Source organism: Streptomyces resistomycificus, assembly GCF_001514265.1.
GTDB lineage: Bacteria > Actinomycetota > Actinomycetes > Streptomycetales > Streptomycetaceae > Streptomyces > Streptomyces resistomycificus.
The window spans coordinates 12,046-35,691 of sequence record NZ_KQ949001.1 but is presented as its reverse complement, the minus strand read 5'-3'; the positions used below and the strand labels follow the sequence as shown (position 1 = coordinate 35,691).

General features: G+C 71.9%; 16 protein-coding genes. 8 read left to right on the top strand and 8 right to left on the bottom strand.

The window, feature by feature from the left end:
- Positions 1–29: 29 nt before the first annotated feature.
- A complete protein-coding gene (locus AQJ84_RS33010; protein ID WP_053191210.1) occupies positions 30–839 on the bottom strand; it encodes an endonuclease I family protein in 810 nt (269 codons plus the stop codon).
- 200 nt (positions 840–1,039) lie between these two features.
- Entirely contained in the window at positions 1,040–3,346 is a 2,307-nt protein-coding gene (locus tag AQJ84_RS33005; RefSeq protein ID WP_053191212.1) for an ArnT family glycosyltransferase, read from the bottom strand.
- A 155-nt stretch (positions 3,347–3,501) separates the two neighbouring features.
- Here AQJ84_RS33005 and AQJ84_RS33000 point away from each other — a divergent pair, with 155 nt between their 5' ends.
- The 5 genes from AQJ84_RS33000 to AQJ84_RS32980 all read left to right on the top strand — a co-directional run bounded on the left by AQJ84_RS33000 (position 3,502) and on the right by AQJ84_RS32980 (position 11,457).
- Positions 3,502–4,353 carry a serine hydrolase gene (locus tag AQJ84_RS33000; protein ID WP_030045184.1) on the top strand — a complete coding sequence of 284 codons (852 nt, stop codon included), beginning with the start codon at positions 3,502–3,504 and terminating at the stop codon, positions 4,351–4,353.
- 61 nt (positions 4,354–4,414) lie between these two features.
- Positions 4,415–5,431, top strand: a complete 1,017-nt coding sequence (locus AQJ84_RS32995; RefSeq protein WP_053191223.1) for an esterase-like activity of phytase family protein — start codon at positions 4,415–4,417, stop codon at positions 5,429–5,431.
- A gap of 100 nt (positions 5,432–5,531) precedes the next feature.
- Complete coding sequence (locus tag AQJ84_RS32990; RefSeq protein ID WP_053191214.1) at positions 5,532–9,299, top strand: ABC transporter ATP-binding protein; 3,768 nt, start codon at positions 5,532–5,534, stop codon at positions 9,297–9,299.
- Positions 9,300–9,475: 176 nt separating this feature from the next.
- Positions 9,476–9,856 (top strand): hypothetical protein, encoded by a 381-nt coding sequence (locus AQJ84_RS32985; RefSeq protein ID WP_030045180.1) that lies wholly within the window; start codon positions 9,476–9,478, stop codon positions 9,854–9,856.
- Positions 9,857–10,005: 149 nt separating this feature from the next.
- Positions 10,006–11,457 (top strand): S28 family serine protease, encoded by a 1,452-nt coding sequence (locus AQJ84_RS32980; RefSeq protein WP_030045179.1) that lies wholly within the window; start codon positions 10,006–10,008, stop codon positions 11,455–11,457.
- Between the two features lie 51 nt (positions 11,458–11,508).
- Here the strand turns inward: AQJ84_RS32980 and AQJ84_RS32975 are convergent, their stop codons facing one another.
- The 4 genes from AQJ84_RS32975 to AQJ84_RS32960 all read right to left on the bottom strand — a co-directional run bounded on the left by AQJ84_RS32975 (position 11,509) and on the right by AQJ84_RS32960 (position 18,773).
- Positions 11,509–15,639 carry an nSTAND1 domain-containing NTPase gene (locus AQJ84_RS32975; protein WP_053191216.1) on the bottom strand — a complete coding sequence of 1,377 codons (4,131 nt, stop codon included), beginning with the start codon at positions 15,637–15,639 and terminating at the stop codon, positions 11,509–11,511.
- A 3-nt stretch (positions 15,640–15,642) separates the two neighbouring features.
- Positions 15,643–15,990: a CU044_2847 family protein gene (locus tag AQJ84_RS42660; RefSeq protein ID WP_037804248.1), complete on the bottom strand. Its 348-nt coding sequence runs from the start codon at positions 15,988–15,990 to the stop codon at positions 15,643–15,645.
- Between the two features lie 186 nt (positions 15,991–16,176).
- Positions 16,177–16,821, bottom strand: a complete 645-nt coding sequence (locus AQJ84_RS32965) for a hypothetical protein (RefSeq protein WP_030044041.1) — start codon at positions 16,819–16,821, stop codon at positions 16,177–16,179.
- 116 nt (positions 16,822–16,937) lie between these two features.
- Positions 16,938–18,773, bottom strand: a complete 1,836-nt coding sequence (locus tag AQJ84_RS32960) for a glycoside hydrolase family 3 protein (RefSeq protein WP_053191218.1) — start codon at positions 18,771–18,773, stop codon at positions 16,938–16,940.
- Positions 18,774–19,448: 675 nt separating this feature from the next.
- On the opposite strand from AQJ84_RS32960, the gene aroA reads away from it, so the two are divergent.
- Genes aroA through AQJ84_RS32945 form a run of 3 tightly spaced genes read left to right on the top strand, consistent with a single transcriptional unit; the run spans position 19,449 to position 21,740 of the window.
- Complete coding sequence (gene aroA, locus AQJ84_RS32955) at positions 19,449–20,693, top strand: 3-phosphoshikimate 1-carboxyvinyltransferase (protein ID WP_030044037.1); 1,245 nt, start codon at positions 19,449–19,451, stop codon at positions 20,691–20,693.
- Positions 20,694–20,701: 8 nt separating this feature from the next.
- Positions 20,702–21,343 carry a GNAT family N-acetyltransferase gene (locus tag AQJ84_RS32950; RefSeq protein ID WP_030044036.1) on the top strand — a complete coding sequence of 214 codons (642 nt, stop codon included), beginning with the start codon at positions 20,702–20,704 and terminating at the stop codon, positions 21,341–21,343.
- Positions 21,336–21,740 carry a hypothetical protein gene (locus tag AQJ84_RS32945; protein ID WP_051870197.1) on the top strand — a complete coding sequence of 135 codons (405 nt, stop codon included), beginning with the start codon at positions 21,336–21,338 and terminating at the stop codon, positions 21,738–21,740. The genes AQJ84_RS32950 and AQJ84_RS32945 overlap by 8 nt, the downstream gene beginning before the upstream one ends.
- Before the next feature lie 72 nt (positions 21,741–21,812).
- On the opposite strand, the gene AQJ84_RS32940 is transcribed toward AQJ84_RS32945, so the two are convergent.
- Positions 21,813–22,613 carry a sugar phosphate isomerase/epimerase family protein gene (locus tag AQJ84_RS32940; RefSeq protein ID WP_030044034.1) on the bottom strand — a complete coding sequence of 267 codons (801 nt, stop codon included), beginning with the start codon at positions 22,611–22,613 and terminating at the stop codon, positions 21,813–21,815.
- A gap of 11 nt (positions 22,614–22,624) precedes the next feature.
- Entirely contained in the window at positions 22,625–23,557 is a 933-nt protein-coding gene (locus AQJ84_RS32935) for a bifunctional helix-turn-helix transcriptional regulator/GNAT family N-acetyltransferase (protein WP_030044033.1), read from the bottom strand.
- Positions 23,558–23,646 lie beyond the last annotated feature (89 nt).

The window sequence follows — 23,646 nt, the reverse complement described above, 5'->3', positions numbered from 1 at the left end:
ACCCCGGCCGGGCCCTCGCTGTCCTGCTGCTACCAGATCGCCTCGACCCACTCCGGGTGGTCGATGAACGGGTTGCGGTTGTGCTGATAGGTGTCGTAGATGACCTCGTTGCGGTTCTCCTCGAACGCGCTCGGCGGGTCCTCTTCGTTCCACTGCTTCAGGACGGAGAGGCGGCCGTGGTACGGGACGCTGCCGTTGGTGACGGTGTCGTTGGGCTCGAGGTCGGGCCAGCTGTCCTCGCCCTCGTAACGGACGGCCATGTAGAGGATCATGCGGGCCACGTCACCCTTGACGGCGTCACGGGGCTCGAAGGAGTTCGAGTCGGTGAGGCTGCCGCCGGCGTTGGTGAAGGTGCTGCCGCCGTTGTCGAAGTCCTTGTTGCCGCGGATCGAGTTGACCGACACGTCCTCGGGGCGCAGGTGGTGCAGGTCGGTGCCCGGGCCGGCGGAGGTGCCGAAGTCGCCGTGCGACTGGGCCCAGACGTGCTCGCGGTTCCAGTTGCCGCTGTTGCCGCCGTTCAGCGACTTGCTGCGGGAGATGCCGGAGTACAGCAGGACCACGTTGTTGCTGTTGTTCGGGTCCTGGTCGGTGACCTTCAGCGCGTTCCAGACCGCCGAGTACGACAGCTTCGTCTGGCTGCTGATGATGTTGTTCAGCGCGGACTTGAGGCTGGTCCCGGTCTTGCCGATCGCGCCGGCGTAGTACGTGTCGTCGTAAGCCGTCGTCGTGGCCGCGGCGGGGGTCGCGGTCAGCGCCGGAGCGGTCAGGGCGACCATGGCGGCCGATACGGCGAGCGCGAGCGGCTTCCAGCGGCGGCGTATGTGGGGTGTAACGGGCATCGGGGGTGTCCGTTCTACGCGGGTGGATTGAGCGGGCAATCGGGAGCGTGACATGGACATGCGCTCCTGTCCATGAATCGAACGTGTCCATCAGATGTCCGGGTCCGACAATCTGCCCCTTGTCTACGCGAGTTGACATACCGAAACGGCCCCCGACCGTTGGGTCAGGGGCCGTTGGCCTCAGGGGCGGCCGGGGGAGGTCAGCCGACGTCCGACGCGTCCAACCGGTAGACCGCCGACTGGTTCGACTGGTTCGACTGGGACGAGGAGTCCGACCCCGACTCCGACTCCGACTCCGACTCCGACTCCGAGTTCGAGTTCGAGTTCGAGTTCGAGTTCGACGTCGAGCCGGAGCTGTACTCGCTCTCCTTCACCGCCGTCCCGTGCTTCTGCACCCACGCGGTGACCTCGGAGCTGACGCTGGAGCCGCCGCCCATGCCCCCGCCCATGCCGCCACCGAGCTGGATGTAGTGCAGCTCGCCCTTCTTCACCAGCTCCTTCAACTTGGCGAGGGTCATCGCCTTGTCGCTGCCGGACCAGCCCCACATGGAGATGACGGGCTCGCCGCTGCTGAGGATCAGCTGCGCCGCGCTCTGTGAACTGGACACCGCCAGCAGCCACTTGGCGCCGTCCTGGTGCTTCTTCAGGTACGCGACGAGCTCACTGCTCGCGCCGCCCATGCCGCCGCCACCGCCCATACCGCCGCCGCCCGCGCCACCCGGCTGACCGCCGGTGCCGCCGGGAGCCTGACCGCTCGGGGTGCCCTGGCCCGCCTGGCCGCCCGGCAGTTCGCCGTTGCCGCCGCCGGTCGTCATCTGGCCGCCACCGGGCGCGCTGCCCTGCTGACCTGCCTGTCCGCCCTCCTGCGCGGCCGGCCCGTCCGCCTGCCCGCCGGCCTGGGCCTGACCGCCCTGCTGCGTGCCGCCCGGCATCTCACCGCCGCCGAAGCCGCCCCGGCCGCCGCCGCCTCCGCCGCCGGGGCCGCCGCCGAAGCCGCCGCTGCCCGTGGTCGGGCCGGCCGTCGGGTTCGTACCGCCCATGCCGCCGCCCGAACCCGACGGCACCGACCAGGCGTACGCGGCCGGGCCCGCCACCGCGGCGACGACCGCCGCGGCCACGGAGGCCGCCAGCAGCCTGGCGCGGTCGCCGGAGCGGAAGACGAACAGGCCCACGATCGCCAGCGCCATGACCACCGCGATCGCCGGCCACAGCCAGGTGTTCCAGCCGGAGGCCCGGCGCAGCAGCACCACGGCCCAGACCGCTGTGACCGCGAGTCCGGCCGGCAGCACCCAGATCCAGCGCCTGTCGGCACGGAAGGCGCGCAGCAGCAGCGCCCCGCCGCCACCGCACAGGGCCGCGACACCGGGAGCGACCGCGGTCGTGTAGTACGGGTGCATGGTGCCCTCGGCCATCGCGAAGGTCAGGTAGTGCAGCGCCGTCCAGCCGCCCCACAGCACCAGCGCGGCGCGCGTCGCGTCCGTGCGCGGGGCGCGCCCGCACAGGACCAGGCCGCCGACGCAGGCGATCGCGGCGAAGGGGATCAGCCAGGAGATCTGGCCGCCGAGGACGTCGTTGAAGAGGCGTCCGAGGCCCGCCGTGCCGGAGAAGCCACCGCCTCCGCCCCCGCCGCCCCCGCCGTTGCCCTCGCCGCCGAAGATCCGGCCCAGGCCGTTGTAGCCCATGATGAGGTTCCAGGCGGAGCCGTCCGTGGAGCCGCCGATGTACGGCCGCTCGGAGGCGGGTACCAGCGACACTGCCGCCGCCCACCAGAAGCTGGAGACGGCCAGCGCCAGAGCCGCCAGGGCCAGGTTGACGGCCTTCTTCCGCCAGCCGAGCCTCGACGCGTAGACGTACACGGCGAAGACGGCGGGCAGCGCGATGTAGCCCTGCAGCATCTTGGTGTTGAACGCGAGCCCGAAGCACACCGCGGAGCCGAGCAGCGGCAGCAGCCGGTCGGTGCGGACCGCCCGCAGCGCCAGCGCCGCGCCGCCCACCATCAGCAGCACGAGCAGCGTGTCGGGGTTGTTGTCACGGTTGATCGCGACGGTGATCGGGGTCAGGGCGAGGACCAGCGCGGCGACGGCCGCCGCCGCGTGCCCGAACACCCGCTTCACGGACGAGTGCAGGATCCAGACGGTGCCGAGCGCGGCCGCGATCATCGGCGCCATCATCTGCCAGGTGCCGTACCCGAAGATCCGGCACGACAGCCCCATGACCATCAGCGCGAACGGCGGTTTGTCGACGGTGAGGAAGTTGCCGGCGTCCAACGAGCCGAAGAACCAGGCCTTCCAGCTCTGGGTGCCGCTCAGCACGGCGGCGCTGTAGAAGCTGTTCAGGCTGGAGCCGGAGAGGTTCCAGGAGTAGAGCACCGCCGCCATGATCATGATCGCGATCAGCGCGGGGAGCGACCAGCGAGGTGCCTTCTCCGGGGGCGCCACGGGCGGGGCCGGCGGCGGCAGGTCGGGGGTCACGGTCGGGTGGGGGTGGGGATCGGTGGCTGATGTCACCCGCGCATGCTCCTCAGCGAGCGTGAGCGCGCGCTGTGCCGGACCTTGTCCCCGCCTGTGAATACGCCAAGGGTGCGGTAACGCGTCGTACAGGCTTTGCCCAACCGTTCCCGGACGCGTACAACCTTTCGTTCGAACTCGTGCGTCAACAGGGCATGACTCACGGGATATCCAGACGCGCGAGAGTGCTCGCGGCAGGCGTGGGCGCCGGGGTGCTCATCCCCGTCGTGGCCGCCGCCTCGCCCGCCGCCGCCGCCACACCGGTCGTCAGCTGCACGTCCGCGAAGGCGGGCCTCGCCGACAAGCTGAAGAAGGACATCACCGCGGCCCTCGCCAACCGCAAGGGCACGATCGCGGTCGGCGTCTACGACCGCACCACCAAGACCACCTGCACCCTGCGCCCTTCGACGGCCTTCGACTCCGCCAGCGTCGTCAAGGTCACCGTCCTCGCCACGCTGCTGTGGGACGCGAAGAAACACAACCGCTACCTGACCGACCGCGAGGCCACCCTCGCCAAGGCCATGATCACCAAGTCGGACAACGCCGCGACCAGCACGCTCTGGAAGCAGTTGGGCATGACGAAGATCAAGGGGTTCCTCACCGCGGCCGGCATGACGCAGACCAAGCCGGGGGCGAACGGCTACTGGGGCCTGACCCAGATCACCGTCACCGACCAGCAGAAGCTGCTCAAACTCCTCACCGCGAAGAACACGGTCCTGAGTGACAACTCCCGTGCCTACATCATCAAGCTGATGAGCCAGGTCGTCTCCTCGCAGCGCTGGGGGACGCCGTACGGAGTGCCGTCCGGGGTCTCCGTCGCCGTCAAGAACGGCTGGCTGGAGCGGGCCACCAACGGCTGGCGGGTGCACAGCGTCGGCGCGTTCAAGGGCGGCGGCCACGACTACGTGATCACGGTGCTCACGCAGGGCAACAGCACCATGAACTACGGCATCACGACCATCCAGGGCGTGGCCAAGGTCGTCCACCGGGATCTGGCGGCGAGCTGACGCTCCGACGCTTCACGAGCCGGTCTCCCGTCCGTCACCGGCCCGCCCTACGGTGGCGTCCATGCGCCTGAGAACCGTACTCGCCACCACCTCCGCGGCCGTGGCGGCGGCCACCTGCCTGACCGCCGCCACACCCGCCGACGCCGGGGAGAACCACGCCTGCTCGCCGTCCGTCGCCATCGAGCGCTTCTCCGACGCGCTCGACAAGACGACGTACGACGGCACCTTCGTCGGCAATCTGTCCGCGCTCGCCGTGGACCGGGACGGCTCGCTCGCCGCCCTCTCCGACCGCTCCGCCCTCTTCGACCTCGACGCGAGGACGCTCGCCCCGCGGTCGGTCGTCCCGCTCGCCGACGAGAGGGGCACCGCGCTCGACTCCGAGGGCCTGGCGATCGACCGGGACGGCACCCGGCTGATCACCTCGGAGACCGAGCCGTCCATCCGCCGCTACTCCGCGGAGGGCCACCTCCTCGGCCGCCTGCCCGTGCCGGACGCCCTGAAGGTCGCCCCCGCGGGCCGCGCCGTCTCCAACGGCACCTTCGAGGGCCTCACCCTGCTGCCCGGCGGCCGCACCCTGCTGGCGTCGATGGAGTACCCGCTCTCCGGCGACAGCTCGACCATCGTCCGTTTCCAGACCTGGCAGCGGCACGGGAAGACCTTCGAGCTCGGCGCCCAGTACGCCTACCGCACCGACACCGGCCTCGGCGTCCCCGAGGTCCAGGCCCTCCCCGACGGCCGCCTCCTCGTCCTGGAGCGCGGCTTCACCTCCGGCGTCGGCAACACTGTCCGCCTCTACCTGGCCGACCCCCGCCGCGCGACCGACACCGGCGGCATCGAGAACCTCACCGGGCAGGACGGCGTGCGCCTGATCGGCAAGACCCTGCTCACGGACATCGCCGACTGCCCGACCCTGGGCGCCACGGCGAAGCAGCCCCAGCCGAACCCGCTCCTCGACAACATCGAGGGGATGACGGTCACGGGCAGGGGCAAGGGTGGCCTGAAGGTGCTCCTGGTCAGCGACGACAACCAGAACGCCGTCCAGACGACCCGGCTCTACCACCTGCGGGTACGCGTCTGATCCCACCTCCGTCCTGTCCCGTCCTGTTGCGGAGGGATGAAATCCGCTTCGTTTCGCGTTGGTGCCTTCCGGAAGATCAGGTCTGAAGGAGGGCACCCGCGTGGCAGCGCAACAGGGGGAGACACAGGGCTGGGCGCGCAGGCTGGCCGGTTACGCGTGGCGCCACCCCGCGGACGTCGTCCTCGCCCTCGGCTCCTCCCTGGCCGGCATGGCCGTCATGGCACTGGTGCCCCTGGTCACCAAGGTGATCATCGACGACGTGATCGGCGACCACACCCGGGACATGGCGCCCTGGGCCGGCCTCCTGATCGCCGCGGCCGTCCTCGTCTACGTCTTCACCTACATCCGCCGCTACTACGGCGGCCGTCTCGCCCTCGACGTGCAGCACGACCTTCGCACCGAGATGTTCGGGACGATCACCCGCCTCGACGGCCGCCGTCAGGACGAGCTGTCCACCGGCCAGGTCGTCGGCCGCGCCACCAGCGACCTCCAGCTGATCCAGGGCCTGCTCTTCATGCTCCCGATGACCATCGGGAACCTCCTGCTCTTCGTGATCTCCCTGGTGATCATGGCGTGGCTGTCCCCGCCGCTCACCCTGGTCGCGCTGGCCGTCGCCCCGGCCCTGTGGTGGATCGCCAGGCGCAGCCGCAGCAAGCTCCACCCCGCCACCTGGTACGCCCAGGCCCAGGCCGCCGCCGTCGCGGGCGTGGTCGACGGTGCCGTCAGCGGCGTACGCGTGGTCAAGGGCTTCGGGCAGGAGGACCAGGAGACCGGGAAGCTCAGGGAGGTCGGCCGCCGGCTCTACGCGGGCCGGCTGCGCACGATCCGCTTCAACTCCAGGTACACCCCGGCCCTCCAGGCCGTCCCCGCCCTGGGCCAGGTCGCGATGCTCGCGGTCGGCGGCTGGCTCGCCGTACGCGGCCACATCACGCTCGGCACCTTCGTGGCCTTCTCCACCTACCTCGCCCAGCTCGTCGGCCCGGTCCGCATGCTCGCCATGGTCCTCACGGTCGGCCAGCAGGCCAGGGCCGGCACCGAGCGGGTCCTGGAGCTGATCGACACCGAGCCGTCCCTCCAGGAGGGCACCAAGGAGCTCCCCGCCGACGCCCCCGCCACGGTCGAGTTCGACGACGTCGCCTTCGGATACGACCACGAGCGGCCGGTCCTCGACGGGCTCAGCTTCGAGATCCGCCCGGGCGAGACCCTCGCCGTGGTCGGCTCCTCCGGCTCCGGCAAGTCCACGGTCTCCCTCCTCCTGCCGCGCTTCTACGACGTCACCCGCGGCGCCGTCCTCATCGGCGGCCACGACGTCCGCGAGCTGACCCTCGACTCGCTCAGGGCCGCGATCGGCCTGGTCCCCGAGGACTCCTTCCTCTTCTCCGACACCGTGCGCAACAACATCGCCTACGGCCGTCCCGAGGCGACCCAGGAGGAGATCGAGGAAGCCGCCCGGGCCGCCCAGGCGGACCGTTTCATCAGAGAGCTGCCCGAGGGCTACGACACCACGGTCGGCGAGCACGGCCTCACCCTCTCCGGCGGCCAGCGCCAGCGCGTCGCGCTCGCCCGCGCGATCCTCACCGACCCGCGCCTGCTGGTCCTCGACGACGCCACCTCCGCGGTGGACGCCCGCGTCGAGCACGAGATCCACGAAGCCCTCCAGCAGGTCATGCGGGGCCGCACGACCCTGCTCATCGCCCACCGGCGCTCCACCCTCAACCTCGCCGACCGCATCGCCGTCCTGGACGGCGGCCGGCTCGCCGACCTCGGCACCCACGAGGAACTCCAGCAGCGCTCCGCGCTCTACCGCCGCCTGCTCACCGACCCGGACGAGCTCGGCGGCGTCTCACCCGGCCACGCCCGCCCCGCCGCCCCCGCCGAGGACACCTCCGTACGGGAGGAGCTGGACGCCGAGTTCGACGCCGAGCGCGGGGTGACCCCACGGCTGTGGACCGGCGACCGCGAGCCGAAGGACACCGCCCTCAGCGGCACCCCGGCCACCCCCGAGCTGCTCGCCCAGGTCGACGCGCTGCCCCCGGCCACCGACGTCCCGGACGTCGACGAGGGGCGGGCGGTCACCGCCGAGGAGTCGTACGGCCTGCGCAGGCTGCTGCGGGGCTTCGGCCGGCCGCTGCTGCTCAGCCTCGGCCTGGTCGCCGTGGACGCCGGCATGAGCCTGCTGCTCCCGGTGATGATCCGGCACGGCATCGACGACGGCGTCACCCGGATGGCACTGGGCGCGGTCTGGGCCGCCTCCCTCCTCGCATTGCTCGCGGTGTTCGCGCAGTGGGTGGCGCAGATCGGCGAGACCCGGATGACCGGGCGCACCGGCGAGCGGGTCCTGTACTCCCTGCGCCTGAAGATCTTCGCCCAGCTCCAGCGGCTCGGCCTCGACTACTACGAGCGGGAGCTCACCGGCCGGATCATGACGCGGATGACGACGGACGTCGACGCGCTGTCGACCTTCCTGCAGACCGGCCTGGTCACCGCCTTCGTCTCGGTCGTCACCTTCTTCGGCATCATGGTCGCCCTGCTGGTCATCGACGTGGAGCTGGCCCTCGTCGTGTTCGCGACGCTGCCCCCGCTGATCGTCGCCACGTTCTTCTTCCGCCGGGCCAGCGTGAAGGCGTACGAGCTGGCCCGCGAACGGGTGTCGCTGGTCAACGCCGACCTCCAGGAGTCGGTGTCCGGCCTCAGGATCGTGCAGGCCTTCGGGCGCGAGCGGGACGGCCGGGCGCGGTTCGCGGAGCGCAGCGACAGCTACCGCCGGGCGCGGATCCGCGGCCAGTGGCTGATCTCGATCTACTTCCCCTTCGTGCAGCTGCTGTCGGCGGTGGCGGCCGCCGCCGTGCTGATCGCGGGCGCCGGCCGCGTCGACGCGGCCACCCTCACCACGGGCGCCCTGGTCGCGTACCTCCTCTACATCGACCTGTTCTTCGCCCCCGTCCAGCAGCTCTCCCAGGTCTTCGACGGCTACCAGCAGGCCACCGTGTCACTGGGCCGCATCCAGGAGCTGCTCCAGGAGCCGACCTCCACGAAGGAGGCCGACGAGCCGCTCGAGGTCCTCTCGCTGCGCGGGGAGATCGCCTTCGAGGACGTCCACTTCGCCTACGGCAAGGAGGAGGAGGCCCTCGGCGGCATCGACCTGCGGATCCCCGCCGGCCAGACGGTCGCCTTCGTCGGCGAGACGGGCGCCGGCAAGTCGACCCTGGTCAAGCTGGTCGCCCGGTTCTACGACCCGACCGGCGGCCGGGTGACCGTCGACGGCACGGACCTCCGCGCCCTCGACCTCACCTCCTACCGCCACCGCCTCGGCGTCGTCCCCCAGGAGGCCTACCTCTTCCAGGGCACCGTCCGCGACGCCATCGCCTACGGCCGCCCGGACGCCACCGACGCCGAGGTCGAGGCGGCGGCCCGCGCGGTCGGCGCCCACGAGATGATCGCCACCCTGGAGGGCGGCTACCTCCACGACGTCGCCGAACGCGGCCGCAACCTCTCGGCGGGCCAGCGCCAGCTGATCGCGCTGGCCCGCGCCGAGCTCGTCGACCCGGACGTCCTCCTCCTCGACGAGGCCACCGCCGCCCTCGACCTGGCCACGGAGGCCCAGGTCAACCAGGCCACCGACCGCATCGCGGGCCGCCGTAGCGCCCTTGCGGAGTCCGACGGCGGCCCCGCGACGAGCCGCGGCGCGCGCACTACCCTGATCGTCGCCCACCGGCTGACCACGGCGGCCCGCGCGGACCGTGTGGTCCTCATGGACCAGGGGCGGATCGCCGAGGACGGCACGCACGACGAGCTGTTGGCGCGGGGCGGGCGCTATGCCGAGCTGTGGCGGACCTTCGTGGGGGAGGACACGCCCGCGGCGGCCTGACGTCCGACGGCCTGGCGTCCGGCGGCAGACGGCCTGGCGTCCGACGGCCTGGCGTCCGGTGGTCCGTCTGCCGACGGTCCGTGGTTCGGCAACCATCCGACACGCGTCCTGCGTCCGTACACCAGTACGCTCATCGCCGCGTTACGGGAGGGACGACTGTGCACTGGGGTGCTGGGATGCGTCGACGGCTGGCGCTGGGCTTGACCGTGCTGACCGCCTCCGGACTGCTCGCCGTCGCCGCGCCCGGCAGCGCGCAGGCCGCCTCCGACACGTCCTGCGCGGGGCGCAAGATCAGGACGTTCCCGTTCTCCACCGGCTCGGTGAAGGTCTACAAGCAGGGCGTCCGTCTCTGTGTGATGACGGTGCCCAAGAACCCCGGCAGGCAGCGGTACATGATGGTCAGCATCCAGGTGCGCGGCCACCACGCGGTCGTCGACGAGGGCCAGTTCTCGCGGCACGCCGGACCGCGGACCGTCCGGGTCGGCCAACGCAAGGTGTGGCTGAAGGGCGCGGTGGGGCACGGGTCGTACGACTCCGGGGGGTGGATGCGCCTCTGAACCACCACGGCCCCCGGCCGAACCGTCCGAATCGGCCGAAACACAGGTTTCCTACAGGGTTTTCCCCATCGACACCCCATCTCCCCTGGTGCTGAGGCGACTTGCTCCGCTAGCTTCCGGCGCACATCTGTACTCACAGGGGAGGGTGCATGCGCAAGGCGCTCAGATGGCTGCTGGCGTTCACCGTGCTGCTAGGCACAGCGAGCACGGCCGGGGCGGCCACCGCCGCCGAGCCGGAGGCCACCGGCACCACCAGCACCACCGGCACGACCGACATCAAGGACCGGATCCTCTCCATCCCGGGGATGAGCCTGGTCCAGGAGAAGCCCTACACCGGCTACCGCTTCTTCGTCCTGAACTACACCCAGCCGGTCGACCACCGCCACCCGTCCAAGGGCACGTTCCAGCAGCGCATCACCCTGCTGCACAAGGACGTCTCCCGCCCGACGGTCTTCTACACCAGCGGCTACAGCGTCTCCACGAACCCCGGCCGCCGCGAACCCACCCAGATCGTGGACGGCAACCAGGTCTCCATGGAGTACCGCTTCTTCACCCCGTCCCGGCCCGACCCGGCCGACTGGACCAAGCTGGACATCTGGCAGGCCGCCAGCGACCAGCACCGCATCTTCAAGGCGCTGAAGAAGATCTACAGCAAGAAGTGGATCTCCACGGGCGGCTCCAAGGGCGGCATGACCGCCACCTACTTCGAGCGTTTCTACCCCAAGGACATGGACGGCGTCGTCGCCTACGTCGCCCCCAACGACGTGGTGAACAAGGAGGACTCGGCCTACGACCGCTTCTTCGCCACCGTCGGCACCAAGGAGTGCCGCGACCGGCTGAACGGGGTGCAGCGCGAGGCGCTGGTGCGCCGGGAGCCGCTGGAGAAGCGGTACGCGGCCTACGCGGCGGAGAACGGCTACACCTTCGACACCATCGGCAGCCTCGACAAGGCGTACGAGGCCACGGTGCTGGACTACGTCTGGGGCTTCTGGCAGTACAGCCTGCTGTCCGACTGCGGGTCGATCCCGGCGGACGCGAAGAACGCGACCGACGACGACATCTGGACCTCGATCGACACCATCGCCGGGTTCTCCTTCTACACCGACCAGGGCCTGGAGCCGTACACGCCGTACTACTACCAGGCGGGCACCCAGCTCGGCGCGCCGACGATCGTCTTCCCGCACATCGAGAAGAAGTACATCCGCTACGGCTACCTGCCGCCCCGGCACTTCGTGCCGCGCTCGATCCCGATGAGGTTCCAGCCGTCCGCGATGCGTGACGTCGACACGTGGGTGAAGCACAACGCCCGCCACATGCTCTTCGTCTACGGCGAGAACGACCCGTGGGGAGCGGAGCCCTTCCGCCTCGGCAAGGGCGCGAAGGACTCCTACGTCCTCACCGCCCCCGGCCTCAACCACGGCGCGAACGTCGCCGGTCTGGTCCCCGACCAGAAGGCCCTGGCCACGGCCCGCATCCTGAAGTGGGCGGACGTCGCCCCGGCCGCGGTCCAGGCGAACCCGTCGGCGGCCAGGCCGCTGGCGAAGTTCGACGCGAAGCTGGACGTACGGGACGTGGAACGGGAGCCCACGCTGCGCCCGTGACGCCCCACTGAATTGCCGCCGACGGCGGGCTCGGCAGGGCCCGCCGTCGGTTCACCCCGGGCAGACGGACTCGTCGGAACCCTCGGGGAGATAGGCGGCGCGCTCCGCCGGGGTGAGGTCGCGGTCGACGTCGTGGCAGATGCGTTCGACCGCTTCCGCCGGTTTCCGGGAGGCGACGGCGACGGTGTCCCACAGGCGTACGGTCTCACCGACGGTCGCGAGGGTGCGGCCGTCAGGGCTGACAGCCAGTGAGCCCACGCCTTCGCCGACGGCCAGGGTGGTGCGGGGTTTGCCGCGGACCGCGTCCCACAGACGTACGTCCCCGTCGGCGCCACCGGTGGCAAGGGTCTGGCCGTCATGACTGAAGGCCACCGCGACCACCGCGTAGGTGTGCCTGGTCAAGGTGGTGCGGATCTCTTCAGTGGCCACGTCCCACAGGCACACGGTGCTGTCAGCGCTGGCAGTGGCGAGGGTGTGGCTGTCGTGACTGAACGCCAGTCCGTACACCGACGCGTCATGTCCGTTGAGGCTGGTGCGGGGTCTGCCCGTAGCGACGTCCCAGAGCCATACGGCGGAGTCGTCCCCACCTGAGGCGAGCGTCCGGCTGTCGGGGCTGAAGGCGAGCGCCCACACGGCGTCAGTGTGTCCCTCGAGGACGCCCCGGGGTTTGCCGGTGGCCACGTCCCAAAGCCGCACGGTGTCGTCGTCGCCCGCGGTCGCGAGGGTGCGGCCGTCAGGACTGAAGGCCGCCGCGTACACGCCTTTGGTGTGTCCGGTGAGCTCGGCGCGGACCTTGCCGGTGTCGGCGTCCCACATGCGTGCCGTCTTGTCGTCGCTGGTGGTGGCGAGGGTGCGCCCGTTGGGACTGTAGGCCACCGCGTTCACCTCGTTGGTGTGTCCGGTGAGCTCGGTGCGGACCTTGCCGGTGTCGGCGTCCCACATGCGTGCCGTCTCGTCGGCGCTGGCGGTGGCGAGGGTGCGCCCGTCGGGGCTGAAGACCACCGAGGTCACGGTCATGGCGTGCCCAGTGAGAGTGGTGCGGTTCCTTCCGGTGTCGGCGCCCCAGAGGCGTACCGTCCTGTCGCGGCCGGCGGTGGCCAGGGTGCGGCCGTCAGGGCTGAACGCAGCGCCGAGGACCGCGTTGGAGTGTCCGGTGAGAGTGGCGCGCGGTGAACCGGTGTCCGCATCCCGAAGTTGTACGAAGCGGTCGTTGCCGGTGGCGCAGGTGGTGCCGTCAGGACTGAAGACCAGCCAGGCGGCCCCCCATTCGTCGAAGGTCGTGCGGACCCTGCCCGTGGCCGCGTCCCTGAACTGAACCTCGTAGTCGTCGGTGGTGGTCGCGAGGGTGTTGCCGTCGTGACTGAACGCCAGCGAAATCACCTGGTCCGACAGCCCGGTGAGGGAGGCGCGGGGCTGTCCCGTGGCCGGGTCCCAGAGGCGGGCTGCCTGGCCCTTGCCACCGGTGGCAAGGGTGCTGCCGTTGGGGTTGAAGGCGACCGGGTGCGTCGCACCAGCGAGAGTCTTTCGGGTGTCACCGGTGCGCGGGTCCCACAGACGTACGGTCCCGGCGTCGCCGACCGCCAGGGTTCGGCCGTCCCGGCTGAAGGCGAGAGAGCGGACCGCGCCCGCGTGTCCGGTGAGCTTGATGCGGACCTTGCCGGAATGGATGTCCCACAGGCGTACGGTGCGGTCGAATCCGCCGGTGGCCAGGGTGCGACGGTCAGGACTGAAGGCCAGCGCGATCACCGCACCGGAGTGCCCCTTGAAGGTCTTCCGCGCCTTGCCGGTGGCCGGGTCCCACAATCGCACCGTCCCGTCCGCGCCGGCGGAGGCGAGGACGCGGCCGTCGGGACTGCCATCGGGACTGAAGGCCACGGCGCCCACTTCCTCGGAGTGCCCGGACAGGCGGCGGTGCTGCGGGAGGGCCGCGGCGGCCCGCAGGCTTTCGACGGCCTCGGAGGTGTGGTCGGCGCGGTACGCCTCGACCGCCAGCAGCGAGGCGAGGTCGGGGTTCGTGGAGATGAGGTCGGTGGACTGAAGGGCGAGCTGGCGGGACAGGGCTTCCTGCCGTTCGGCCGTGACCGCCCGCCACTGCCAGATCGCCCCCGCCCCCGCGACCAACGCGAGCACCAGCAGCCCGGCCAGCACCGCGACGACCCTCCTGGTGCGCCGTACGGAGGCCCGCTGCCGTTCTCTGCTCGCCTGCAGGTATGCCGTGATGTCGGTCGGCAGACGGCGCCGCCGCGACCACTCCATCGCCTCCGCCAGCGCTGTTCTGCCCAGCAGATCCCCGGGGTCCTTCTTGATCGCCCAGTGCGCCTGCCGCTCCCGTGTACGGTCCAGCCACTCGTGGAAACGGTGGTCCTGCTCGACCCATTCGCGCAGCGCGCCCCAGTTGCGGATGAGTGCCTCGTGGATCAGTTCGGCCACCGGTTCCCCGGGAGGTGCGCCGAGCTGCTGCGCGGGCCGAAGCGTCTGGGTCGTGATGATGCGGTGGCGGGTGAGGGTGGCGATGACGTGGTCGACGGCCGCCTGCTCAGCGCCCGGGCTGTCGCCGGGGTCGGCCGGGTCCGCCGCCAGGTCGCGCAGCTCGTCCAGCGGGACCTGCGTGCGGACGGCCGTGATGTTGTGGCTCGGGTCGGCCGGGTGCACCAGGGAGGTCAGGGTCCGGCGGGCGATGAGCTGTTGCTCGGCGGACAGCTCGGCGAGCGCGCTGTCGCACCACGTGGTCAGGCTGCCGCCGACCGCCCCGATACGCCCGTACGCCTCATGGGTGAGGTAGCCGTCCTGACGCCGCTGCCACAGCTGGCTGAGTGTCATCTCCAGCAGGGGGAGCACGGTGACCGGTGCCTCACGGGTGAGGGCCGACCCCGGTGTGATCTCCAGGACGTCCCTGATGATCTGCTCCGGGAGCCCCTGCTGGAAGCGGAGCCCCACGTCCAGGGCGGGCCGGACGATGATGTCGTGCAGGTCCTGCCGGCTCAGCGTGCCCGGCACGTTCAGCAGCCCGGGCATCGCGGCTTCCAGCAGCCTGGGGGCGAGGGCGGCCAGCTGGGGATAGAAGTCGTCACGCATGATCAGGATCACGGTGACCTTGGTGTAGGCGTCGGCGGCCGTGGTGACCTCGTCGATGACGCCGAGGAGCTCCCGCAGCCGGCCGTTGGTCGTCTGGACCAGCAGTTCCTCGAACTGGTCGATGACGAGCAGGACGCGCTGGTAGGAAGGCTCGGACGCCAGACGGCGGTTGACAGCCGCCGTGATCCCGTCGGCGGCGGCCCCCGGCAGCCCCGCCCGCTCGATCTCGGCGAGCATGTCCTGCCTCGGCCGGGTGAGAACGGGCAACCAGCGGTCGCTGTTCGGCAGTTCCCCCTCCGCCAGCGCCCGCAGCACGCCCGCCTGGATCAAGGACGACTTGCCCGACCCGGAGGGCCCGAGCAGCAGTGTCAGCTGCCGTTGCCGGCCCAGGTTCGTCAGGACCTGCCGTACCGCCTCCTGACGGCCCTGGAACCACCGCGCGTGCTCCGCGGTGAACGGCTCCAGTCCCCGGTAGGGGCACACCTCACGCTCGGCCAGTTCCGGCAGGATCTCCCGCAGTACCTGGGTCGGCGTCACATACGCGATGCCCTGGCCCCGTTCGTACGCGTCAGGCGCCGCGATCTCGGTGAGCATGCCGATGACCAGGCCGGTCACCTCGTCCAGGACGGGCCCGCCGCTGAACCCGGTGGTCAGGTCGTTGGCGGCGGTGAGCTGCAGATGCGCGCCGCCGCCGTCCGGGCCCGGCAGCAGGTCACCGGTCACCCCGAAGCCGAAGTGGCCCTCCGGTGGGGCCTGTGCCGGGAATCCGAAGGAGCGGACCTGATGGCCCCGGCACCCTTCCGCGGAGCCCAGCGGAAGCGTCCGCATGTCTGCCGGCGTGCTGTTCAGCCGGATGAAGGCCACGTCCTCCACCTCGGCGGCACGCCACAGCTCGGCGGGCACCCGGCCCTCCACCCGGTCCGCGCCCGCCACGTGGGGGAAGGACAGCAGGACCGTCGCCCCGGGGCCGCCGCCGGCTGCCTCGACGACGTGCGCGCAGGTGACCACGACACCCTCGGCCACCAGGAACCCGGCCCCGGCCACCGCTCCGTCCGGCCCCAGGATTCGGGCCACCGCGGCGGGAAGTCCGCTCTCCGTACCGTCCATGGGTCAGCCCGCGCCCTCGTCCGCGTCGGAGCCGCCGGAGTCGGGTCGCTGCCACGACACCGTCACCTTCAGATGGCAGGTCGCCTGGCTCTTGGTGATCACGGCACCGGCCTCGACCGCGAGATCGACACCGAACTCGACCGTGATCGCGTCGGGTCGTGCCTTGCGCAGTTGCTCGAGCGTGGCGCGCGCGGCCTGCGTGACCGGCTCCAGGGCACCCTGCAGGGTCACCGGCAGGTCGCGGACGGCGTCGCCGACGCGGCCGGCCTTCACCGGTCCGTCCCCCGCGGCTCCCGCCTCGACCAGTACGCAGCCGCCGTCCTCCAGCGAAATCCGAGTCAGAGGTGCCACCACGCCTCCTCTGCCTTCGTGCTCGCCCAGCCGGGAACTCGACCAGCATCCTCAGTACTGGCATATGCCGCACTCCGGGGTGGGCTGTACGGATGAGCCCCCGACCGGCCTCTCAGGAACGAGGCCGGGACCGGGACCGGGGCCGGGGCCGGGGCCGGGGCCGGTGACCTGCGTCCCGTCCCCGGGTCACACCGGCCGGGCGCAGCCCACCGGGTGTTCGCCGCCCAGCTGGACGTACAGGGCCGTCGACAGGGGGCACTGGCCGCGCTTGTCGACGGCCTTGGTCACCTTGTGTTCCGGCTGCTTGTCGCCCTTGCCGTCGCAGGCGGTCTCGCGTACCTGGCCGTCGCCCAGGCCGTAGACGCAGTCGCCGACGATGGTCCGCGGGCCGCCCCCGCCGCCCGGGTCGCCGGGGTGCGACGGTCCCAGGTTGCGCATGCAGGCGTAGCCCTGCGGGATCGCCCCGTCGCCGTCCTCGTCGGACACCTGGCTCTGTTCACTGATGTGCAGGACGAAGTCCGTGGTCCCCGGGCACTGCGGCCCGTCGGCGACCCTGCCGTCGTGGCGGGCCACGACCCGGGCCGCCGCCCGCTCACCGGCGCACGCCACCTCGGTGAAGCTGGTCGTGCCGAAGGAACTGCACTCGTCGACCGCGAGGAACACCGCGCCGTAACCGGAGGTCCGCGACGGCGAGGGCGACACCTCCGTGCCCAGCCGGCCGTCCCGCCCGCCGTCGCCCGCACCCGACGCCGATCCCGAACACCCCGTCAACAGGGCGGCCAGCAGCGCCAGCAGTGCGCACACCACCCCCACGGAACATCTCTCACGCATCGCCATCCCCCCGGGTACCCCCGCCCAGCGTGACCCGCCGCGGCGGGCCCACGCCAGGCGTGCGGGGCGCTTTGAGTATTTTGGGGGTCGTGCGCCGATTACGTGGCGTATGAGCGCTACGGCTGATACGACAGCCCGTGGCCTACCGGATAGAGCACCCGCGCCGGATCGTCCGCCCGCAGCACCGGCACCGGCAGTTTCCCGCGTGGCCGCACCCGCCCGGCGATCACCCGTGCGGCGGCCCGCAGTTCGACGTCGGTCCACGAGTACGCCGCCAGACAGGCCGGCACGGAGGGCAGGTGGGCCACGTCGTACGGATTGCGGATCGCGACCGCCACCACCGGCCTGCCGGTCGCCACCAGCTGCTCGACCAGCGCCTTCTGGGAGCTTGCGGCGGTGACGTTGTACGTCCCCACCACCACCGCGTCCACGTCCCGGGCCGCCGCGACGGCCTTGGCGATCGTGGCGGCGGAGGGTGCCGTGCCGGTCGACAGGGCGGTGGCCGTGAAGCCGAGCTCGGTGAGCGCGCCCGCGAGCACCCCGGTGGGCGGCCCGGTCGTCCCGGACGGAGAGGCGGGGTCGGCTCCGACGACCAGCAGCCGGCGGTGGCGGCGCCGGGACAGCGGCAGCAGCCGCCTCTCGTTGACCAGCAGGGTGGTGGTCCGCTCGGCGATCCGGTCGGCCGCGGCCAGATGCGCCCGGACGCCGACGGTGTCGCTGACCCCGGCCTGGCTGACGTAGGGCTCCTCGAACAGCCGCAGCTTCGCCTTCAGCCGCAGCACCCGCAGGATCGACTCGTCGAGCCGCGCCTCGGTGAGCTCCCCGTCCTGTACGGCCTTCAGGACGGCGTTCCAGGCGAGGTCCAGGGACGGCGGGTTCAGGAGCTGGTCCACCCCGGCCTTCAGTGCGAGCACGGGCACACGGTCGTCGCCGTACTTCTCCCGGACGCCCTCCATGCCGAGGGCGTCCGTCACCACGACCCCGTCGTAACCGAGCTCCTCGCGGAGTATGCCGGTGAGGATCGGGTGGGAGAGGGTGGCCGGATCACCGGAGTCGTCGAGCGCCGGGACCATGATGTGCGCGGTCATGATCGAGTCGATGCCCGCGCGGATCGCCGCCCGGAACGGCGGTGCGTCGAGCTTCTCCCACTCGGCGCGGGTGTGCGTGATGACGGGGAAGCCGTAGTGGCTGTCGACGGCGGTGTCGCCGTGCCCCGGGAAGTGTTTGGCGGTCGCGGCGACCCGCGAACCCTGGTAGCCGGCCACCTCGGCGGCCACCAGGGAGGCCACCGCGTCGGGCCGCGAGCCGAAGGACCGTACGCCGATGACCGGGTTGGCCGGGTTGACGTTCACGTCGGCCACGGGGGAGTAGTTCTGCCGCACGCCCATCGCGCGCAGTTCGCGGCCCGCGACCCGGCCGAGGGTGCGCGCGTCGGCTCTGGAACCGCCGGCGCCGACGGCCATGGCGCCCGGGAACAGCGCGGCGGGCTCCCCGACGCGGCAGACGATGCCGTGCTCCTGGTCGGTGGAGATCAGGACGGGCAGCCCGCGCGGCTGCTCCAGTGAGGCCCGCTGGATCCCGTTCGACAGATCGGCGATCTGGTGCGGGTCGCGGGTGTTGTGCGCCCAGGTGAAGTAGATGATCCCGCCGACCCGGTACCTGGCGATCAGCTCGGCGGCCGTGCGCACGCCGAGTTCCCTGAGGTTGGCGTCGATGTCGGCCTGGTCGGGTGCGGTGGCCGAGTGGCCGTGAACCCGTGTCACGAAGAGCTGGCCGACCTTCTCCTCCGGCGTCATACGGGAGATGAGGGCGCGGAGGTCGCGGTCGGAGGCGGCGGCGTACGACGTGCCTCCCACGGCCAGTGCGGCGGTGGCGCCGGCGCTCGCGGCGAGGACGGTGCGTCTGGAGGGCTGTGCGGTGTTTCCCGAGCTTCCCGTGCTGGTGTCGGGCACGTGTGCTCCTTCCGGAGAGCCACTGAAGGAAACTTCCGAGGAGTCACCAATATCCGGGAAGTTTCTGCCGGTCAAGGGAAGGCGCGCACACGGCCAGGGCAGGCCCTGGGGGCCGCCATCGGCGCTGTTGGAGGGGGGCGCGCCGATGGCGGCGTGCTGCCGGCCGCAGTACGGAGGAGAGGGTAGGTCAGCGTTCGCAGCCAGCAGCGAGGCCGACGCCGCACCACGGTGACTCTCCGACAGCTTGCGGATTGGACGAGCGGGGACGGAGCGGGGTTCCCGGCCCGACCCCGATTTCCCGAAGTCGGTGGGCGTGGGGAGGGAGGGACCCAGGGGGCGTGCGGGCCGGGGCGGAGGGTGTGGGGCGGGGATGACGGGGGCGGGGTAGGCGTGGCCGGTGTATGCGGTGGCTGGTCCGTGGGTGGCGGGTTGGTGTCGTGCCGGGTGTCCGGTGGCTGGTCCGTGGGTGGCGGGTTGGTCTCGTGCCGGGTGCCGGGTGCCGGGTGCCGGGTGCCCGGTGGCCGGTGGCCGGTCCGCCCGCGGCGGGTTAGCCCCGTGCCGGGCATCCGGTGGCCAGTCCATTCGTGCCCGGTCCATCCGTGCCCGGCACACCGTGCCCGGTCCATCCCGTGGACGTCCCGGCGCGGGGCGTGACGGTCGGGCGATCATGACGGCATGCCCGCAGTCGACATCCCAGGCTCGAAGTCCATCACCGCCCGCGCCCTCTTCCTGGCGGCCGCGGCCGACGGTGTCACCACCCTCGTACGCCCGCTCCGTTCGGACGACACGGAGGGCTTCGCCGAGGGGCTGGTACGGCTCGGCTACCGGGTCGGCCGCACCCCGGACACCTGGCAGGTCGACGGCCGCCCCGAGGGCCCCGCGGTCCCGGAGGCCGACGTGTACTGCCGGGACGGCGCCACCACGGCCCGCTTCCTGCCCGCCCTGGCGGCGGCCGGCCACGGCACGTACCGCTTCGACGCCTCGCCCCAGATGCGCCGGCGGCCCCTGCTGCCCCTGACCCGGGCCCTGCGCGACCTCGGTGTGGACCTGCGGCACGAGGAGGCGGAGGGCCACCACCCGCTGACGGTGACGGCGTCCGGCGTCGAGGGCGGCGAGGTGACGCTGGACGCCGGCCAGTCCTCGCAGTACCTGACGGCGTTGCTGCTGCTGGGCCCGCTGACCCGGACCGGCCTTCGGATCGCGGTGACGGACCTGGTCTCGGTGCCCTACGTGGAGATCACCCTCGCGATGATGCGGGAGTTCGGGGCAGAGGTGCGCCGGGAGGGGAACGTCTTCGTCGTCCCGCCCGGCGGCTACCGGGCCACGACCTACCGGATCGAGCCGGACGCCTCCACCGCGAGCTACTTCTTCGCGGCGGCGGCGGTGACCCCGGGCGCCGAGGTGACGGTGCCGGGCCTCGGCACCGGGGCGCTCCAGGGCGACCTGGCCTTCGTCGACGTGCTGCGGCGGATGGGCGCCCAGGTGACGGTGGGCGCGGACGGCACGACGGTCCGCGGCACCGGCGAACTCCACGGCCTCACGGTCAACATGCGGGACATCTCGGACACCATGCCGACGCTGGCCGCGATCGCGCCGTTCGCCGACGGCCCCGTCCGCATCGAGGACGTGGCGAACACCCGCGTCAAGGAGTGCGACCGCCTGGAGGCCTGCGCGCGGAACCTGCGACGCCTGGGCGTGACGGTGGAGACGGGTCCCGACCACATCGAGATCCGACCGGGCTCCGCCGCGCCCGCCGGCACGGAGATCACGTCGTACGGCGATCACCGCATCGTCATGTCCTTCGCGGTCACCGGTCTGCGGGTGCCGGGTATTTCGTTCGACGACCCCGGATGCGTACGGAAGACTTTCCCGGGCTTCCACGAGGCGTTCGCGGAGCTGAGGGGCCGACTGCTGCGGTAGGGGGACGTATGGCGACGGTGAGTGGCCACAGGCTGGCAGGGCCGCCGCTGGAGGGCGAGTTGGTGCGCCTGGAGCCGCTGGGGCACCGGCATGCCGCCGACCTGGCGGTGGCCGCCGAGCAGGACCGGGGCACCTACGCGTTCACGTGGGTGCCGCGTGCCGACGAGGTGCCGGCGTACATCGACGCGCAGCTCGCCCGCGCGGCGACGGGCCGGCTCGCACCGTACGCGCAGGTCTCGACGGCGACGGGCCGGGCGGTCGGCGCGACCTCGTACTGGGAGCCGCGCTGCTGGCTGACGGAGGACACGCTGGACGCCGTGGAGATCGGGTTCACCTGGCTCGCCCGGGCGGCCCAGGGCACGGGGATCAACGCCGAGGCCAAACTGCTCCTGTTCCGGCACGCCTTCGAGAAGTGGGGCGTGGCACGGGTGGACCTGAAGACGGACGCCCGCAACCAGCGCTCCCGCGCGGCGATCGAAAGCGTGGGCGCCCGTTTCGAGGGAGTTCTGCGCAACTGGTCGCGCTCCTGGGCGCCGGGCGAGGACGGCCGGCTGCGGGACTCCGCGATCTTCTCGATCACCGCGGCGGAGTGGCCGGAGTGCCGGGAGCGGCTGGAGCAGCGGGTGGGAAGGTTCGTGACAGGTGCGTAGGGACGCGGACACCACGGCGTTCCGGGGCGCGTGTCTCGAGGCGGCGAGGGGCCTCGGCGCCCGGGTCGAGACGCCGGACCTCCCTTTCATGTCGAGCTTCCACGCGGTCACGATCACCGGCCGCGGCGCGGCGCGCACCGTCCTGCGCCACGCCGACCGGCCGCTCGTCGCCTTCACCCTCGCCCCGCCCGTACCGGGCCCGCCGGTGTCGGGGTTCGTGGACCCGCCGGCCTGGGCCGCGGTCTTCGAGGCCATCGGACTGCGGTCCCTGAGCGTGCGCGAACTCGGTACGCCGCTGAGTCAGGTGGACGAGCGCGAGCTGGCGGAGGCGGCGGACGACATCCGCTACTGGCGCCCCGAGGTGCTGAGCGACCTCCTGTTCAACTGGTGGGACTGAAAGCCGCGTCGGCCACCGCGTCCGGCCGGGTCTCCGCGCCGGACGCGGAGACCCCGCTCCGGGACACCTCGACTACGCCGAGTCGTTGAGCAGCCGGGCCAGATGGTCGTGGCCCGCGCGCAGCAGCTCGGGGAGCGGGGTGGCCGCCTCGTACCAGCGCTTCTCGTACTCCCAGCACAGCCAGCCGTCCCAGCCGTTGCGGCACAGGACGTCGACGCACTCGGTCAGGGGCAGGACGCCGGCGCCGAGCCGGAGGGGGGTCGTGTCGTCGGCGGAGGCGATGTCCTTGACCTGGACGTACCCGAGGTAGGGGGAGAGCGCCGCGTACGTCTCCGCGGGCTGCTCGCCGCCCAGCCAGGTGTGCATGACGTCCCAGAGGGCGCCGACGTGACGGTGGCCGACCGGGCCGAGGACGCGGATGGCGTCGGCGCCCGTGCGGTGCGAGTCGTGGGTCTCGAGGAGGATGCGGACGCCGAGGTCGGCGGCGTACTCGGCGGCCGTGCCGAGCCGTCGGGCGGCCGTGGCGTCGGCCTCCTCGCGGCTCTGCTCGGGGGTGCCGCCGGGGAAGACCCGGACGAACGGGGCGCCCAGGTCGCGGGCGAGGTCGAGCAGCCGGCGGATCTCCTCGATCACCGGGGCGTCGTCGCCCGGCGCGGCCACCCGCGCGTACCCCGCGACTCCCAGGACCTCCACTTTGGCCGCCTTGAACTCGGCGGCCACCTCCGCGCGTTGGGCGAGATCGAGGCCGGGGTGGACCGGCTCCTCCGGATCCGCGCGCAGTTCGACGCCGTGGTAGCCGTACGTGGTCGCGAGCCGCAGTACGTCGGAAAGGGGCAGGCCGGGGACACCGAGGGTGGAGAACGCCAGTTTCATGGTCCCTACTGTCACTCGCCGGTGCCGGTGAGGTCCAGGCGCCAGTCCTGGCCGTTCAGGTCCTTTCCGAACGAGCGGTGGGGTTTCTCGGCGACGAGGACGAAGCCGTGGCGCTGATAGACGCGGCGGGCGGCGGTCAGGACGTCGTTGGTCCACAGGACGAGGTCGCGGTGGCCGACGCCCCGCGCGAAGTCGACGACCGCGCCCACCAGCCGGTCGCCGATGCCGAGGCCGCGTGCCTCGGGCTCGACCAGGAGCAGGCGGAGGCGGGCAGTGGCCGGCGCCTCGTCCCGTACGCACATCACGGTGCCGACCGGACGTCCGTCGAGCTCGGCGATCCACACCCGCTCCAGACGCGGATCGTGGTCCTGCGCGAAATCGGCGACGATCCTCGCCACCAGCGCCTCGTAGTCGGCGTTCCAGCCGTACTCGGCCGCGTACAGCGCGGCGTTGCGCTGCACGATCCAGCCGAGGTCGCCGGGTCCCGGCTCGCGCAGCACGACGTCCTCACGGCGGGGCCGGCGGCCGTCGGACAGGAGCTCGCGGACGGTCCGCATCGCCTCGGCCAGCCGGGGCCGCTCGGCGGACGGGACGGTGGCGAGCAGCGCGCCGACGGACTGGTTCGCCCGCTCGGCCAGCAGGACGGCCCTCTCGCGGCCGCGCGCGGTGAGCGTGACGCGGCGGCGCCGCGGGTCGTCCTGGGAGGGGGACCGCTCGACGAGTCCGTCCTGCTCGAACTTGTTCAGGATCCGGCTCAAGTACCCCGCGTCCAGCGAGAGTTCGGCCCGCAGGTCGGCCGCGTCGGTACGCGGGGAGTGCGCGAGCTCGTACAGGACGCGGGACTCGGTGAGGGTGAACGGGGCGTAGAGGTGGCGGCTGTAGTCGAGGGCGCCGATGACGTTCGTGTAGAAGCGGTTGAAGGCGCGGAAGTCCTGGACGGTCATGGCGATCGCTCCCCGGCGGCCGGCTCTGACAGCTGTCTCGACATCTCTGACTCAGTCAAAGATACCTCTGACCGAGTCAACCGTCCGCC

Bases quoted from the DNA above. Each gene is read 5' to 3' on its own strand.
- AQJ84_RS32965 (WP_030044041.1), bottom strand. From the start codon at position 16,821: ATGCGTGAGAGATGTTCCGTGGGGGTGGTGTGCGCACTGCTGGCGCTG.
- AQJ84_RS32935 (WP_030044033.1), bottom strand. From the start codon at position 23,557: ATGACCGTCCAGGACTTCCGCGCCTTCAACCGCTTCTACACGAACGTC.
- AQJ84_RS33010 (WP_053191210.1), bottom strand. From the start codon at position 839: ATGCCCGTTACACCCCACATACGCCGCCGCTGGAAGCCGCTCGCGCTC.
- AQJ84_RS32995 (WP_053191223.1), top strand. From the start codon at position 4,415: ATGCGCCTGAGAACCGTACTCGCCACCACCTCCGCGGCCGTGGCGGCG.
- AQJ84_RS32985 (WP_030045180.1), top strand. From the start codon at position 9,476: ATGCGTCGACGGCTGGCGCTGGGCTTGACCGTGCTGACCGCCTCCGGA.
- AQJ84_RS32975 (WP_053191216.1), bottom strand. From the start codon at position 15,639: ATGGACGGTACGGAGAGCGGACTTCCCGCCGCGGTGGCCCGAATCCTG.
- AQJ84_RS32940 (WP_030044034.1), bottom strand. From the start codon at position 22,613: ATGAAACTGGCGTTCTCCACCCTCGGTGTCCCCGGCCTGCCCCTTTCC.
- AQJ84_RS33000 (WP_030045184.1), top strand. From the start codon at position 3,502: ATGACTCACGGGATATCCAGACGCGCGAGAGTGCTCGCGGCAGGCGTG.
- aroA (WP_030044037.1), top strand. From the start codon at position 19,449: ATGCCCGCAGTCGACATCCCAGGCTCGAAGTCCATCACCGCCCGCGCC.
- AQJ84_RS32950 (WP_030044036.1), top strand. From the start codon at position 20,702: ATGGCGACGGTGAGTGGCCACAGGCTGGCAGGGCCGCCGCTGGAGGGC.
- AQJ84_RS32980 (WP_030045179.1), top strand. From the start codon at position 10,006: ATGCGCAAGGCGCTCAGATGGCTGCTGGCGTTCACCGTGCTGCTAGGC.